Genomic DNA, 14,962 nt, shown 5'->3' on the forward strand with positions numbered 1-14,962 from the left:
TGTTACATTCCTCGCCGGGGGAAGGCGACGGGAGGCGGACAATGGCAGCTCACGCAGCGCGCGGCCGCAGCGGCGGACGGCCCACTCTGGAGGAGGTCGCCGCCCGGGCGGGAGTAGGCCGGGGGACGGTGTCCCGCGTGATCAACGGCTCGCCGCGGGTGAGCGCCGCGACCCGCACGGCCGTCGAGGCGGCGGTGGCCGAGCTGGGGTACGTGCCCAATACGGCGGCCCGCGCCCTGGCCGCCAACCGCACGGACGCGATCGCCCTGGTCGTGCCCGAGCCCGAGACCCGCTTCTTCGCCGAGCCGTACTTCTCCGATGTGCTGCGCGGCGTGGGCGCCCAGCTCAGCGAGACCGAGATGCAGCTGCTGCTGATCTTCGCGGGCAACGACCAGCGGCGTCAGCGCCTGGCCCAGTACCTCGCGGCCCACCGCGTCGACGGCGTCCTGCTGGTCTCGGTGCACGCCGACGACCCGCTGCCCGACCTGCTGTCCCAGCTGGAGATCCCCGCCGTGATCAGCGGCCGGCGCTCGGCCGAGGAGGCGCTGCCCTCGGTCGACTCCGACAACTTCGCCGGGGCGTGCTCGGCCATGCGCCACCTCATGGCCCGCGGCCGCACGGCCATAGCCACCATCACCGGCCGCCTCGACGTGTACGGGGCCCAGCGCCGCCTGGACGGCTACCGCGCCGCCCTGGAGGACGCGGGCCGCGCGGTGGACGAGCGGCTGATCGCGCGGGGCGACTTCACGGAGGAGGGCGGGCGCCGCGCCATGCGGGAGCTGCTCGCGGCCCGCCCCGACCTCGACGCGGTCTTCGCGGGCTCGGACGTGATGGCGGCGGGCGCCCGGCAGGCGCTGCGGGAGGCCGGCCGTCGGATACCGGACGACGTGGCGCTGGTCGGCTTCGACGACTCGGCGATCGCGCGCCACATGGATCCGCCGCTCACCAGCGTCCGCCAGCCCATCGAGGAGATGGGGCGGGCGATGATCGACCTGCTGCTCGCGGAGATCGCGGACAGCCGCCCGGCCGCCGCCCGGCGCCTGGAGCGGCGCCAGCTGGTGCTCCCGACGGAACTGGTCGAGCGGGATTCCTCCTGAGGCCCGTATCGCACGGTCCGGGAACGCGGAAAGGGCCCCGGTTCTCTCGAACCGGGGCCCTTTCTCCAGGGTGAGTGACGGGACTTGAACCCGCGGCCACCTGGACCACAACCAGGTGCTCTACCAACTGAGCTACACCCACCATGCCCGGTCGTTTTGCTTTCTTCCGACCGGCCGAGAAAAAGTGTACAGGGTCCGAAGGGGTGCTCGCGCACGCGTTTTCCGGACCCCGTACACAGGGCGCTCGTGGAGCCGCCGCGGAGGCTACTCCGCGGACAGCACGTGCTTGGCGGCGATCGACTTCGCGGTGTCCGAGTCCGGGCCCGGCTGCGGGACGAAGATCGCCTCGCGGTAGTAGCGCAGCTCGGCGATGGACTCGCGGATGTCGGCGAGGGCGCGGTGGTTGCCGTTCTTGTCCGGGCTGTTGAAGTACGCCCGGGGGTACCAGCGCCGCGCCAGCTCCTTGATGGAGGAGACGTCCACGATCCGGTAGTGGAGGTACTCCTCCAGGGTCCCCATGTCCCGCGCCAGGAAGCCGCGGTCGGTGCCGACCGAGTTTCCGCACAGCGGAGCCTTCCGCGGCTCCTTGACGTGCTCACGTACGTACGCCAGGACCTGCTCCTCGGCGTCGGCCAGCGTGGTGCCGCCGGCCAGTTCGTCGAGGAGCCCCGAGGCGGTGTGCATGGCGCGCACCACCTCGGGCATGGTCTCCAGGGCCGCGTCCGGCGGGCGGATCACGATGTCCACCCCTTCGCCGAGCACGTTCAGTTCCGAGTCGGTGACCAGTGCGGCCACCTCGATAAGTGCGTCGTCCGTCAACGAGAGCCCGGTCATCTCGCAGTCGATCCACACCATGCGGTCGTTCATGCGTCTAACCCTACGGCGCGCTCCTCTGGCCGGGCAGGGGCGCACGTCCCGGTGCGTACGCGTCCGAGTGCGGCTTGCCCGGGTCGGTGGACATGGAGGCCGAGGGGCCGAGCGCGCTGGCCGCCGCCGTCCGCCGGGTCTGCGTCGGCACCGGACCCGCCTCCACCAGCGCGGGCATGGCCTGCGAGGCCGCCGGAGCGGACTCCAGCGTGCGCTCGCCCTGCGGCCTGCGGGCGCGGTAGGCCGCCCGGTACGCGGCGGGGGACGAGCCCAGCTGGCGCCGGAAGTGGCCCCGCAGCGCGACCGGCGAGCGGAAGCCGCAGCGGCCCGCCACCTCGTCCACGGAGTAGTCGGACGTCTCCAGAAGACGCTGCGCCTGGAGCACCCGCTGAGTGATCAGCCACTGGAGGGGAGCGCTCCCGGTGAGCGAGCGGAACCTGCGGTCGAAGGTGCGCCTGCTCATGTACGCGCGCGCGGCCAGCGTCTCCACGTCGAACTGCTCGTGGAGGTGTTCGAGTGCCCAGGCGACGACCTCGGCGAGCGGGTCGGCGCCGATCTCCTCCGGTAAAGACCTGTCGAGATAGCGCTCCTGACCGCCGGCGCGGCGCGGCGGCACCACGAGCCTGCGGGCGAGCGCGCCCGCCGCCTCGTTGCCGTGGTCCGTGCGCACGATGTGCAGACAGAGATCGATTCCGGCCGCGGTGCCGGCGCTCGTCAGGACGTCCCCGTCGTCGACGAACAACTCGCGCGGGTCCACGTGGACGGACGGGTAGCGCTTGGCGAGCGTCGGCGCGTACATCCAGTGGGTGGTCGCGGGCCGGCCGTCGAGCAGTCCCGCCGCGGCCAGTACGAACGCGCCGGTGCAGAGCCCGACGATGCGGGCACCCTCCTCGTGCGCGCGGCGCAGCGCGTCGAGCGCCTCCGGTGGCGGCGGAGACGTGATCGACCGCCAGGCCGGTACGACGACCGTGCCCGCCCTGCCGATGGCCTCCAGGCCGTGCGGCGCGGTGAGTTCGAGCCCGCCGGTGGTCCGCAGCGGGCCGTCCTCGCCGGCGCACACGAGCAGCCGGTAGCGGGGCACCCCGGCGTCCTGCCGGTCGATGCCGAAGACGGAGAGCGGTATGGAACTCTCGAAGATGGGGCCACCGCTGAAGAGCAGCACCGCTACGATCTCCCGGCGGCGGCGTCCGGAGAGCTTCCGGGCCGTGGTCTCCGGCGCGGCAGTGGAGTCGTGGCTCATGGTGCTAAACCCCCCTCGGTCGTAGCGGCTCCCCGTTCCTGGCGTGCTTGGTGAGCTTGGTGTTCTTGACGTGCTTGCTGGGCCTGTCGCTCCTGCACGTTTCCCCTCGGTCCTCCACCAGTCCCCCGCCGTACTACAGTCAAGATCGAATCTACTGTGTCCCGTGCTGCCGGAGTGACCAGTTCAGCACCCGGCAGATTGTCGACATGGCAACTTGGCGTGAAGCATTCGATCACGAAGCGTTGCACTCGTGGGCCGGTGCAGGGAAGTGCGCCTGCGCTCCATGGCCGGTCCCCGTAGGGTGCGCACGCCATGGGAGCACCTTTCAGCCCTGGTCGGACGGGGGTTGGGGGCCCGTTCGGCCAAGGAATGCCCGGTTCTCGGAAGTTGGCTGAAAAGCTACGTGAGCGGGTGTGCGAATCAGTCAGTCGACCGGCGCGCTGTCGGTGCTGTGCCGCATGCCCCGGTGCGCCCCCGTGCCCGTTCTGCCGTGCCGCCCCCGGTGCCCGCTGTTCTGTTCCGCGAGCAGCCGCGCGGCGCCCCGCTCGGACTGGCGAAGGAGCACCCGGCAGACCCCGGTGACGGCCGCGAGGCCGAGGGCCGCGCCGCCGGCCCCCGCCAGGGAGATCCCGTACCCCACAAGGACGACGGGAACCAGCACGCAGCTGAATACGGCCCAGCGGACCACGTCGCCCGCCGAGTCCTGCGGGGCCGCCCGCCGTGGCTCCCGCGGGCCGGGGCCGGGGGCCGCGCGGCGCTCGCGGGCGGGTGGGGACGCGGTCGAGGATCCAGGCACGGCGTGCTCCCTGTGGCGGTGGCGTTCGGGGGTTCAACGCGCGGTGGGGCGGCCGGTCACTGGCGCGGCGCCGGGTGGCCGCCGGACGGGTGCGCAAACCGCCTGTAGGAGGCAGCAACCATTGCCATACGGGCGAGGCTCATGCATGCTCCGGTGAACGCCGGGATGCCCTGTGTGCGGCCCGGTGCGGACCCGCACGGGCTCTTCGCGGGCTCTGGGCAGGAGAGGAGTGTCGCCGTACCCTTGGGGGTATGGGCTTGGGAAGATGATTCCCGGACGACCTTCCAGGTCCTGAACTTTCGCCTCACCTGAAAACGCAGACCCTCCCACAGAGGACTCCTTCGCCGAGACACCCATGGCCGGTCACGAATTCTCCGAACCCGCGGACCGCAAGCGGCAGGTCGCCGATCCGACGACGACCCCCCGAGCGGCGGAAGAACCACGTCATCCCTGCGATCCGGCCTTCCGGCACGGCGTCGTCGTCGGCTTCGACGGCTCGACCTCCAGTGAGCGGGCTCTCGCCTATGCCATCGGCATGGCCCATCGCTCGGGATCGGGCCTGATCATCGTGCATGTCGCCAACCGGCTGCCCACCACCGTGTGGGCGGGCTGCGAGCCGCCGGTCTTCGTCGACGTGCCGGACCACCGCACCGAGGTGCTCGGACTCGAACTGGCGTGCGCGGACTATCTGGCCGAGGTGCCGTGGATCCTCGTCGAGCGCGGCGGCGACATCTGCCACGAGCTGGAGGAGGTCGGCCGCGAGTACAGCGCGGACGCGATCGTCGTCGGCTCCACGCAAGGCATCGTCGGCCGCATCTTCGGCTCCGTCGCCGGGCGGTTGGCGCGGCGGGCGCAGCGGCCCGTCATCGTCATTCCGTAGCGCGGGTCGGGGTAATGGGCGACCCCGGCCCCTGAGGAACGGCCCCCTGTGCGCTGGTGGCACGCGCAGGGGGCCGTTCATCTGTCGTCCGCCGCTGGGCAGGGGCTACTCCACGGTGACGGACTTCGCCAGGTTGCGCGGCTTGTCGATGTCCCGGCCCAGCGCCAACGCCGTGTGGTAGGCGAGGAGTTGGAGCGGGATGCCCATCAGGATCGGGTCCAGCTCGTTCTCGTTCTTCGGGACGATGATCGTCTGGTCGGCCTTCTCCTGCTCCTGGTGCGCGACCGCGAGGATCTTGCCGCTGCGGGCCTTGATCTCCTCCAGGGCCGCGCGGTTCTTCTCCAGGAGGTCGTCGTTCGGGACGATCGCGACCGTGGGGAGCGCGGGCTCGATGAGCGCGAGCGGGCCGTGCTTCAGCTCGGAGGCGGGGTAGGCCTCGGCGTGGATGTACGAGACCTCCTTGAGCTTGAGGGAGGCCTCGCGGGCGACGGGGTAGCCCCGTACGCGGCCGATGAAGAGCATCGAACGGGCGTCCGCGTAGCTCTTGGCGATCTTCTTGATCTCGTCCTCCTGCTTGAGGATCTCCGAGATCTGGCCGGGCAGCTTGCGCAGGCCCTCGATGATCCGCTTGCCGTCGGAGACCGACAGGTCACGGATGCGGCCCAGGTGCAGGGCGAGCAGGCCGAAGGCGACGGTGGTGTTGGTGAAGCACTTGGTGGAGACCACGCAGACCTCCGGGCCCGCGTGGACGTACACGCCCGCGTCCGCCTCACGCGCGATCGCCGAACCGACCACGTTGACCACACCCAGGACGCGGGCGCCCTTGCGCTTCAGCTCCTGGACGGCGGCCAGCACGTCGTACGTCTCACCGGACTGGGAGACCGCGATGTAGAGGGTGTCGGGGTCCACGACCGCGTTGCGGTAGCGGAACTCGGACGCCGGCTCGGCGTCGGCGGGGATACGGGCCAGCTCCTCGATCATCTGGGCGCCGATCATGCCCGCGTGGTACGAGGTGCCGCAGCCGAGGATCTTGACGCGGCGCACCTTGCGGGCGTCGTGCGCGTCGAGGTTCAGGCCGCCGAGGTGCACGGTGGAGAAGCGGTCGTCGATGCGGCCGCGCAGGACGCGGTCGACCGCGTCGGGCTGCTCGAAGATCTCCTTGTGCATGTACGTGTCGTGGCCGCCCATGTCGTACGACTCGGCCTCCCACTCCACGGTGGTCGGCGAGGCCGTCGTGCGCGAGCCCTCGGTGGTGTACGTGCGGTAGTCGTCGGCCTTGATGGTGGCCATCTCGCCGTCGTCGAGGGTGACGACCTGGCGGGTGTGCGAGACGAGCGCGGCGACGTCCGAGGCGACGAACATCTCCTTCTCGCCGATGCCGAGGACGACCGGGGAGCCGTTGCGGGCGACGACGATGCGGTCGTTGAAGTCGGCGTGCAGGACGGCGATGCCGTACGTGCCCTCGATGTGCCGCAGCGCCTCGCGGACCTTCTCCTCCAGGGTGTCCGCCTGGGAGCGGGCGATGAGGTGGGTGAGGACCTCGGTGTCGGTCTCGGAGAGGAACTCGACGCCGTCGGCGGTGAGCTTGGCGCGCAGCTCCGAGGCGTTGTCGATGATGCCGTTGTGGACGACCGCGACCTTCTCGTCCTGCGACAGGTGCGGGTGGGCGTTCTCGTCGGAGGGGGCGCCGTGGGTGGCCCAGCGGGTGTGGGCGATGCCTGTGGTGCCCTTGAAGCGGGCGGGGACCTTGGCCTCCAGGTCGCGGACGCGGCCCTTGGCCTTGACCGTCCTCAGGCCGGTGGCCTTGGGGCTGGTGACGGCGATGCCCGCCGAGTCGTAGCCGCGGTACTCCAGGCGCTGAAGGCCTTCCAGGAGCAGCGGGGCGACGTCACGCTTGCCGATATAACCGACGATTCCACACATAGAGGGTGTCCTAGCCGTAGATGATGCGGCGCAACTGCCGGAGGCTCAGCTCCGGCGGCGCGACCGCGCGGTATGCGAGATCCGCCGAGATCTGTTCGAAGATCGCCGCGTTCAGCAGGCCCTGACCCTGCAACTCGCGGTGGCGGCGACGGACGAATTCCTCGGTCGTCTCGTCGAAGTAGGCGAGCACGTCCTGGATGACCCGCAGCGCTTCGCCCCGCTGGAGCGGGGTGCTGCGGGTGAGGTGGTCCACCAGGTCGTCGTGCATTCGATGATCCTGGGGTATCGCATACGCTTTCGCAAGAATCCTGCCCGATATCGGGCAGGGCCGTGTCGGAACGGGCCAATGCGTGGCGCGAAGAGTGTTCGCAGGCGGCCGCGATCGGCATTCACATGCGGCGCAGGACCGCCTGCTTGGCCGCCGCGAACTCCTCGTCCGTGAGGATGCCGGACCGGTGGAGTTCGCCCAGCTCGCGCAGGCGGCGCAGCAGGGCGTCGTGGTCGTCGGCCGGGGCCGGCGCCGGGGTGAGGCCCTTGGGCCCGGCGGGCGCGTCCACCGGGGCGGCCGGGGGCGTGGGGGCCGAGGGGTGGGGGAGGCGGGCCTGGACCGCGGCGGCGACCAGGGCCATCAGCGGGTCCTTCTTGAATCCCCACAGCTCGACCGAGTTCGGGTCGTACTTCGGCGGCGCCTTGGTCGGCGCGTTCTTCACGGTGAACCGCAGATAGCCGTTCTCCAGGCCGACCGCGGGCTGCCACTCCACCGCGGCGACATCGGCGAGCGCCAGCGACCTCGTGCCGGACGCGGACTTCGCGTCCTCCGTCTTCCAGTTCCACTCCAGCCGGACGCGCTCCCCGTCGAAGCTCACCGTGCCGTCCCCCGCGGAGACGGACAGCGGCACGGCCGGGCCCGCGAGGAGGTAGGCGGTGCAGGGCGCGGCCGGTACCTGTTCGATCAGATGGGCGTTGCGCACCTCGTCGACCAGGTACTCCGCCACGCCGTACCGGTCCGGCTCCACCACCAGCTGGTAGGGGTCGGCGGTGTCCGTCAGCTGTCCGCCGGCCGCCTGGAGCAACGGATCGGCACCGTCCCGCAGGCGCAGCCGCAACCGGCCCGACTTCTTGCCCTGTTCGAAGGCTATGCCCGCCAACGCGCCGAGCGGGACGGTCAGTTCGCCCAGCGTCTTGCGCAGCAGGGACACGCTCTTGTCGTGGCCCGGTACGAGCCGCAGTGTCTCTCCGTCGAAGGTCCAGGTGCCGTCACGCTGGATGATTTCCGCCATGCGGGGATTCTCGCACCGCCCCGCGACGGTTGGTCTACACCCCTTGACCCCTTGTACGGGCCGGGTTACCAAGGGGACCGTTCGCATGCGATGCACCTCAGTTGCGCCCCCGTCGAAGGGATCCGCTTGTGAGAACGCACCACAGAACGACACGGCCGGTACGCACGGCACGCCTCCTCGGCTCGCTGCTGCTCGTGGCGGCCGCCGGGATCTCCTCCTTCGCCGCCGCCCCCGCCCCCTCGGGCGCGGCCGAAGCCCCGCCCACCCCGCTCGGCCGGATCGTGCCCGTGCCGATGACGGCCGAGGCGGGCGGCGCCGGTTACGAGATCACCGAGAGGACCCGGATCCGCGTCGCCACCCCGGAGGAGCGGCGCGTGGGCGAGTACCTCGCGAAGGTGCTGCGCCCCTCCACCGGCTACAGACTCCCGGTCACCACCGGCGAGGGTGGCGACGGCATCCGGCTGCGGATCAGCGCCGAGCCGCAGAACAAGGTCCTCGGCGGCGAGGGCTACCGGGTCATCTCGACGCGCGGCTCCCTCACCATCACCTCCTGGTCGGACGCCGGGCTCTTCCACGGCGTCCAGACGGTGCGCCAGCAACTGCCCGCGGCCGTGGAGAGGAAGACGAAGCAGCGCGGCCCGTGGCGCGTCGCGGGCGGCACCATCAAGGACATGCCGCGCTACGGCTACCGCTCCACGATGCTCGACGTCTCGCGGCACTTCTTCACCGTCGACCAGGTCAAGCGCTATATCGACCAGGCGGCGCTCTACAAGATGAACAAGCTGCACCTGCACCTGAGCGACGACCAGGGCTGGCGCATCGCCATCGACTCCTGGCCGCGCCTGGCCACGTACGGCGGCTCCACGCAGGTCGGCGGCGGCGAGGGCGGCTACTACACCAAGGCGCAGTACAAGGAGATCGTCGCCTACGCCGCCTCGCGGCATCTGGAGGTCGTCCCCGAGATCGACATGCCGGGGCACACCAACGCCGCGCTCGCCTCGTACGCCGAACTGAACTGCGACGGCGTCGCCCCGCCGCTCTACACCGGTACCGCGGTCGGCTTCAGCTCGCTGTGCGTGAAGAAGGACGTGACGTACGACTTCGTGGACGACGTGATCCGCGAGCTGGCCGCCATGACGCCCGGTGAGTACCTCCACATCGGCGGCGACGAGGCGCACTCGACCAGCCACGAGGACTTCACCGCCTTCATGGACAGGGTGCAGCCGGTGGTCGCCAAGTACGGCAAGAAGGTCATGGGCTGGCACCAGCTCGCCGGCGCCAAGCCCGCCGAGGGCGCCGTCGCCCAGTACTGGGGGTATGACAGGACGGGCGCCGCCGAGCGCGAGCAGGTCGTGAACGCCGCGAGGAACGGCACCAAGCTGGTCCTCTCGCCGGCCGACCGCTCCTACCTCGACATGAAGTACACCGCGGACACGCCGCTCGGCCTGTCCTGGGCGGGCCTCGTCGAGGTGCGGCGCTCCTACGACTGGGACCCGGCGACGTATCTCCAGGGGGCGCCCGCCGACGCGGTCATGGGTGTCGAGGCACCGCTGTGGACGGAGACCCTGTCGACCTCCGTGCACCTCGACTACATGGCGTTCCCGCGCCTGCCCGGCATCGCCGAACTCGGCTGGTCGCCCGCCGCCACGCACGACTGGGAGCAGTACAAGTGGCGGCTCGCCGAGCAGGCCCCGCGCTGGGACGCGCTCGGCATCGGCTACTACAGGTCGCCGCAGGTGCCCTGGCCCGCCCGGCTCAGGTGATCGGGTTCTTCAGCGTCCCGATCAGTTGCAGCGCCCCCGAGGGGTCCGCGAGGTCCACCATCTGCTCGTTGTTGCGCAGCTGGAGCCGGTTCAGGCAGGACAGCGCGAACTCCGGGGCGAACATGTCGTACTGCTTGAACTTGTCGGCCAGGTGCGGGGTCGCCTCCTGGTAGGCCGTCACGCACTCGGCGACGGATCCCCAGAAGGCGTCCTCGTCGATGAGGCCCTCGGTGACGAGGTTCGCCGACAGGAAGCGGAAGAAGCAGTCGAAGACGTCCGTGAAGATGGACAGGAGCTTCTTGTCCTCCGGGACCTCCACGCGGATGCGCTCGACGACCGGCGGCAGGACCGCGTCCGGGTCCATCACCGCGATCTCCTCGGCGATGTCCTTGAAGATCGCGCGCTGGACGACGCCGTCCTTCAGGACGAGGATCACGTTCTCGCCGTGCGGCATGAAGACCAGGTCGTACGCGTAGAAGCTGTGCAGCAGCGGCGTCAGGTACGCGTGCAGATAGCGGCGCAGCCACTCGGTGGGAGCGAGGCCCGAGCGCTCGATGAGCGCCCCGGCGAAGCTCCCGCCGTCGCGGTCGACGTGCAGCAGCGAGGCCATGGTGGCCAGCTGCTCGCCCTCTTCGAGGGAGGGCACGGGGCTCTCCCGCCACAGGGCGGCGAGCATCTTGCGGTAGGGGGAGTAGCGGTCGGTGGCGGCCTCGTACTCCAGGTGGCGATAGCCGACGGCCGCGCGCTCGCGGATGATCGTCAGACCGGTCCCGCGCAGCGTCTCGTCGGTCTCGATGAGGTTCGCCAGCCAGTCGTTGATCGCCGGGGTCGCCTCCATGTAAGCGGCCGACAGACCGCGCATGAAGCCCATGTTGATGACGGACAGGGCCGTCTTCACATAGTGCTTCTCCGGGGAGGTCCGGTTGAAGAAGGTGCGGATGGACTGCTGCGCGAGGTACTCGTCGTCGCCCTCGCCGAGGCAGACGAGGCGGCCCTGGGCGACCTCGGCGGCGAAGGTCACCGACAGCTTGTTCCACCACTGCCAGGGGTGGGCGGGGATGAGCAGGTACTCCGCCGGGTCCAGGCCCTTGTCGCGCAGGACGCGGTCGAAGCGGGCCAGGGCCTTTTCGCCCAGTTCGGCGCGGAGGAACGACTCGTAGTCGAGGCCGGCGCCCGCGGTGAAGGCGGCCCGGTCCTTGCGCGCCGCCAGCCAGATCAGGCGTACGGGGCTCGCCGTCTCGGGGGCGTACGAGAGGTACTCGTGCACGCCGAAGCCGAGCCGCCCGTTGTTCGCGACGAAGCAGGGGTGGCCCTCGGTCATGCCCGTCTCGATCTCCTGGAAGCCGGAGCGGGACAGCTCGGCGACGGGGACCGCGGGCTTGGTGAGCTTGTAGCAGATGCCGGAGAGGGTGGAGGAGATCTCCTCCAGGTAGACCGGCAGGATCGCGTCGCTCAGGCCGAGGGCGCCGCGCAGTTCGGTGAAGAACTCCAGGGCGTTCAGGGGAAGTTCGGTGCCGTCCCGGTGGCGGGTGATCGACTCGGCGTCGATCTGCCAGTGGTCCAGGCGCAGCACGGCGGCGGTGAAGCGGTAACGGGTGAGGCCGTCGTCGCTGCGGACCACGTACGCGCCCTCGCCCAGCGGCTCGGGCGTGAGCAGCCGCTCGTGGGCGAACTCGGCGAGCGCCTTGCGGATGAGCAGGCGGTCGGCTGTGGCCCAGCGCTCCGGGGACAGGTGCGCCACGGCGTCGGACAGGGTCATATCGCCAGTTCCCTTTCACGTACTGCTGCTTCGAACTGTTCGCGGGTGCAGAAGCTCAGCAGGGCTTCCTTCTCCGGCTTGTGGATGACGCGCTCGGGGCGGAATCCGACGGCTTCGTTGAGGGCGTGCACCGCCGTGTTGCCTACGTCCGGCTCGACGACGACGCGCTCGGTCGCCGGGTCGGCGAACAGCTCCCGCATCACCGCGGTGATCACGCCGCGGGTGAAGCCGGGGATGCGGACGTCGGACGGCGCGGTGAGGAAGTGCATGCCGACGTCGCCGGGGAGCGGCTCGTACAGGCCGACGAGTTCGACGTACGCCGGGTCGTACCGCTCCATCAGGAAGGCGGGGACGCCCTTGTGCAGGCCGATGAACGCGTCGTGGTGCTCGGCGGCCGCGATCGCCATGTACTCACGCTCGACGTCGGGCAGCGAGGCGTCCTGCATCATCCAGAAGGAGGCCTTGGGATGGGTGACCCAGCCGTGCAGCATCTCGGCGTCGGTCAGGGGGTCGAGGGGGCGGAACGTGAAGTCGCCGCCCGCCGCGCGATCGATGGTCATATGAGGACTCCCTCGGGGGCCGCGAACTCCTGGAACGCGATGGACTTCTCGACCGGGTAGACCTCGCGCCCGGTCAGCTCGCGGACGATGGTCGCGTTGCGGTACGCGCCCATGCCGAGGTCGGGGCTGGTGATCGAGTGGGTGTGGACCGAGGCGTTCTGGAGGTAGATGCCGCTCCCGGTGGTGTCGATGCTGTAGTTGCGCGCCACGTCGTAGCGGCCCCGGCCGTCCCAGCGGATGCGGTCGCGGACCGGCGCGAGGAACTCGGGGACCTGGTACCGGTAGCCGGTGGCGAGGATCAGGCCCTGGGTGCGGAGCCGGAAGTCCTTCTCCTGCTCCTCCTGGCGCAGTCCCAGCGTGTACGTGCGGCTCTCGCTGTCGTACGTCGCGTCGGTGAGCGCGGTGTTGGTCAGCAGCCGGGTCTGGACGGGCCCGGTGAGGTTCTTCTGGTACAGCAGGTCGAAGATGGCGTTGATCAGCTCGCCGTCGATGCCCTTGAACAGACCCTTCTGCGCCGTCTCCAGGCGGTAGCGGGTCGCCTCGGGCAGGGCGTGGAAGTAGTCGATGTACTCCGGAGAGGTCATCTCCAGCGTCAGCTTGGTGTATTCGAGGGGGAAGAAGCGCGGCGAGCGGGTCACCCAGTTCAGCCGGTAGCCGTGGACGTCGATCTCGCTCAGCAGGTCGTAGTAGATCTCGGCGGCGGACTGGCCGCTGCCGACGAGCGTGATCGACTCCTTCTTCTGGAGCTGCGCCTTGCTCTGGAGGTAGCGGGAGTTGTGGATCGCGTCCCCGCCCAGGCCGTCGCAGGCCTCGGGCAGGTGCGGCGGCGTGCCGGTGCCGAGGACGAGACGGCGGGCGCGCAGGAGGTCGCCTTCGGTGGTCCGTACGACGTACAGGTCGTCCTCGTAGGTGACCTCCTCGACCGTCGTGCTGAAGCGGATCGAGGAGAGCCGGGCGGCGGCCCAGCGGCAGTAGTCGTTGTACTCGGTCCGCAGGGGGTAGAAGTTCTCGCGGATGTAGAAGGAGTACAGCCGTCCCGATTCCTTCAGGTAGTTGAGGAAGGAGTACGGCGATGTCGGGTCGGCCAGCGTGACCAGGTCCGACATGAACGGCGTCTGGAGGTGGGCGCCCTCCAGGAACATCCCCGAGTGCCACTCGAAGTCGGGCTTGGACTCCAGGAAGAGGCCGTTCAGCTCGTCCAGCGGCTCGGTCAGACAGGCCAGGCCGAGGTTGAACGGGCCGAGGCCGATGCCGATGAAGTCGTACGGCGCGGGCGGCTGGTGGGGGTCAGCAGGCGCGGTCAAGGTTCTCTCCCAGGTACTGCTCGGCGTGGCCGGCGATCAGATCGAGGACAGCCGTGATGTCGGCGGTGGTGGTCTCGGGGTTGAGCAGGGTGAACTTCAGGAACTGGCGGTCGCCCACCTTGGTGCCCGCCACGACCGCGTCACCGGAGGCGAACAGGGCCTTGCGGGCGTAGAGGTTGGCGCGGTCGATCGCGGCGGGGTCGCAGATCGCGGCGGGGATGTAGCGGAAGACGAGCGTGGAGAGCTGCGGCTCCACCACGACGTCGAAGCGGGGGTCGGCGGCGAGCAGCTTCCAGCCCTCCGAGGCCAGGTCGCACACCTCGTCGAAGAGGCCGCCGATGCCGTCGGCGCCCATCACGCGCAGCGTCATCCACAGCTTGAGGGCGTCGAAGCGCCGGGTCGTCTGGAGGGACTTGTCGACCTGGTTGGGGATGCGCTCCTGCACCATCCGGCGCGGGTTGAGGTACTCGGCGTGGTACGTGGCGTGGGACAGGGTCGCCCCGTCGCGCACCAGGACGGCCGAGGAACTCACCGGCTGGAAGAAGGACTTGTGGTAGTCCACGGTGACGGAGTCGGCGCGCTCGATGCCGTCCAGGAGGTGGCGGTTCTTGCGGGAGGCGAGCAGTCCGCAGCCGTAGGCGGCGTCCACGTGCATCCAGGTGCCGTACTGCGCGCACAGTTCGGCGATCTCGGGGAGCGGGTCGATGGAGCCGAAGTCGGTGGTGCCCGCGGTGGCGACGACAGCCATGGGGGAGAGGTCGTCGCGGCGGCAGCGCTCCAGCTCGCGGGCGAGGGCCACGGTCTGCATGCGCTTGTCGTGATCGGTGGGGATCACCACGACGGCGTCCTCGCCGAGGCCGAGCAGCCGGGCCGCCTTCTGGACGCTGAAGTGGCCGACCTCGGAGGCGAAGACGCGCATCCGGGTGGGGTCCTGCTCCTTGGTCTCCTCGCGGGCGAGCAGCAGCGCCTGGAGGTTGGACTGGGTGCCGCCGCTGGTGAACACGCCGTCGGCGGCCGGGCCGAGCCCGATGCGCTCGCAGGTCCAGTCGATCAGGCGGCGCTCGATGAGCGTGCCGCCCGCGGACTGGTCCCAGGTGTCGAGCGAGGAGTTGATCGCGGAGATCACCGCTTCGCCCAGTACCGCCGGTATGACGACCGGGCAGTTGAGGTGGGCGAGGTAGCGGGGGTGGTGGAAGTACACCGCGTCGCGCAGATACAGCTCTTCGAGTTCGTCGAGCGCGGCGATGGTGTCGTGCAGGGGCTTGTCCAGGTCGACGGCCTCGATGCGGGGCGCGAGCGCGTCGACGGAGATGCCGGTGAACGGACGGGAGGTGGTGGCGAGTTGGGCCGCCACCCGCTCGACTCCTTCGGTCACGGAGCTGCGGTACCGCTCCGCGGTGGTGTCATTGAGCAGGTGCGAGCGCATGAACTGTCCTCCAGGTGAGGGGACTTGGCCGCGCCTACGGGGACAGGAGTGTGGGGAGCGAGACGCG

General features: G+C 70.2%; 13 protein-coding genes and 1 tRNA gene. 3 read left to right on the plus strand and 11 right to left on the minus strand.

Annotation, left to right across the window (positions count from 1 at the left end):
- The first annotated feature begins 41 nt into the window (after positions 1-41).
- Positions 42-1,097 (plus strand): LacI family DNA-binding transcriptional regulator, encoded by a 1,056-nt coding sequence (locus tag IG54_RS0127420; RefSeq protein WP_030790060.1) that lies wholly within the window; start codon positions 42-44, stop codon positions 1,095-1,097.
- 69 nt (positions 1,098-1,166) lie between these two features.
- Here the strand turns inward: IG54_RS0127420 and IG54_RS0127425 are convergent.
- From IG54_RS0127425 to IG54_RS0127440, 4 genes are all read right to left on the minus strand, one after another.
- A tRNA-His gene (locus IG54_RS0127425) sits at positions 1,167-1,239 on the minus strand.
- 122 nt (positions 1,240-1,361) lie between these two features.
- A complete protein-coding gene (gene orn, locus IG54_RS0127430) occupies positions 1,362-1,964 on the minus strand; it encodes an oligoribonuclease (RefSeq protein WP_030790063.1) in 603 nt (200 codons plus the stop codon).
- 10 nt (positions 1,965-1,974) lie between these two features.
- Positions 1,975-3,204 (minus strand): helix-turn-helix domain-containing protein, encoded by a 1,230-nt coding sequence (locus tag IG54_RS0127435; RefSeq protein WP_030790066.1) that lies wholly within the window; start codon positions 3,202-3,204, stop codon positions 1,975-1,977.
- Positions 3,205-3,628: 424 nt separating this feature from the next.
- On the minus strand, positions 3,629-4,000 hold the full coding sequence (locus IG54_RS0127440) for a hypothetical protein (RefSeq protein WP_078594577.1): 372 nt from the start codon (positions 3,998-4,000) through the stop codon (positions 3,629-3,631).
- A 355-nt stretch (positions 4,001-4,355) separates the two neighbouring features.
- Between IG54_RS0127440 and IG54_RS0127445 the strand changes: the two genes are divergently transcribed.
- Positions 4,356-4,880, plus strand: a complete 525-nt coding sequence (locus IG54_RS0127445) for a universal stress protein (RefSeq protein WP_030790072.1) — start codon at positions 4,356-4,358, stop codon at positions 4,878-4,880.
- Between the two features lie 105 nt (positions 4,881-4,985).
- Here IG54_RS0127445 and glmS read toward each other — a convergent pair whose 3' ends face one another.
- The 3 genes from glmS to IG54_RS0127460 all read right to left on the minus strand — a co-directional run bounded on the left by glmS (position 4,986) and on the right by IG54_RS0127460 (position 8,083).
- Positions 4,986-6,803, minus strand: coding sequence for a glutamine--fructose-6-phosphate transaminase (isomerizing) (glmS, locus tag IG54_RS0127450; protein ID WP_030790074.1), 1,818 nt, complete (start codon positions 6,801-6,803; stop codon positions 4,986-4,988).
- Positions 6,804-6,813: 10 nt separating this feature from the next.
- On the minus strand, positions 6,814-7,071 hold the full coding sequence (locus tag IG54_RS0127455; RefSeq protein ID WP_030790077.1) for a hypothetical protein: 258 nt from the start codon (positions 7,069-7,071) through the stop codon (positions 6,814-6,816).
- Positions 7,072-7,192: 121 nt separating this feature from the next.
- Complete coding sequence (locus tag IG54_RS0127460; protein ID WP_030790080.1) at positions 7,193-8,083, minus strand: DUF4429 domain-containing protein; 891 nt, start codon at positions 8,081-8,083, stop codon at positions 7,193-7,195.
- 128 nt (positions 8,084-8,211) lie between these two features.
- On the opposite strand from IG54_RS0127460, the gene IG54_RS0127465 reads away from it, so the two are divergent.
- Entirely contained in the window at positions 8,212-9,846 is a 1,635-nt protein-coding gene (locus tag IG54_RS0127465) for a beta-N-acetylhexosaminidase (protein ID WP_106977101.1), read from the plus strand.
- On the opposite strand, the gene IG54_RS0127470 is transcribed toward IG54_RS0127465, so the two are convergent.
- From IG54_RS0127470 to desA, 4 genes are read right to left on the minus strand one after another with little or no spacing between them, the layout of a single operon-like run.
- Positions 9,839-11,605, minus strand: a complete 1,767-nt coding sequence (locus tag IG54_RS0127470) for an IucA/IucC family protein (protein WP_030790085.1) — start codon at positions 11,603-11,605, stop codon at positions 9,839-9,841. The genes IG54_RS0127465 and IG54_RS0127470 overlap by 8 nt on opposite strands.
- Positions 11,602-12,165: a GNAT family N-acetyltransferase gene (locus IG54_RS0127475; RefSeq protein ID WP_030790088.1), complete on the minus strand. Its 564-nt coding sequence runs from the start codon at positions 12,163-12,165 to the stop codon at positions 11,602-11,604. The genes IG54_RS0127470 and IG54_RS0127475 overlap by 4 nt, the downstream gene beginning before the upstream one ends.
- A complete protein-coding gene (locus IG54_RS0127480; protein ID WP_030790090.1) occupies positions 12,162-13,469 on the minus strand; it encodes a lysine N(6)-hydroxylase/L-ornithine N(5)-oxygenase family protein in 1,308 nt (435 codons plus the stop codon). The genes IG54_RS0127475 and IG54_RS0127480 overlap by 4 nt, the downstream gene beginning before the upstream one ends.
- Positions 13,453-14,895 (minus strand): lysine decarboxylase DesA, encoded by a 1,443-nt coding sequence (gene desA / locus IG54_RS0127485; RefSeq protein ID WP_030790093.1) that lies wholly within the window; start codon positions 14,893-14,895, stop codon positions 13,453-13,455. The genes IG54_RS0127480 and desA overlap by 17 nt, the downstream gene beginning before the upstream one ends.
- Positions 14,896-14,962: the final 67 nt, after the last annotated feature.

The organism is Streptomyces sp. NRRL S-920 (assembly GCF_000717945.1).
GTDB lineage: Bacteria > Actinomycetota > Actinomycetes > Streptomycetales > Streptomycetaceae > Streptomyces > Streptomyces alboniger.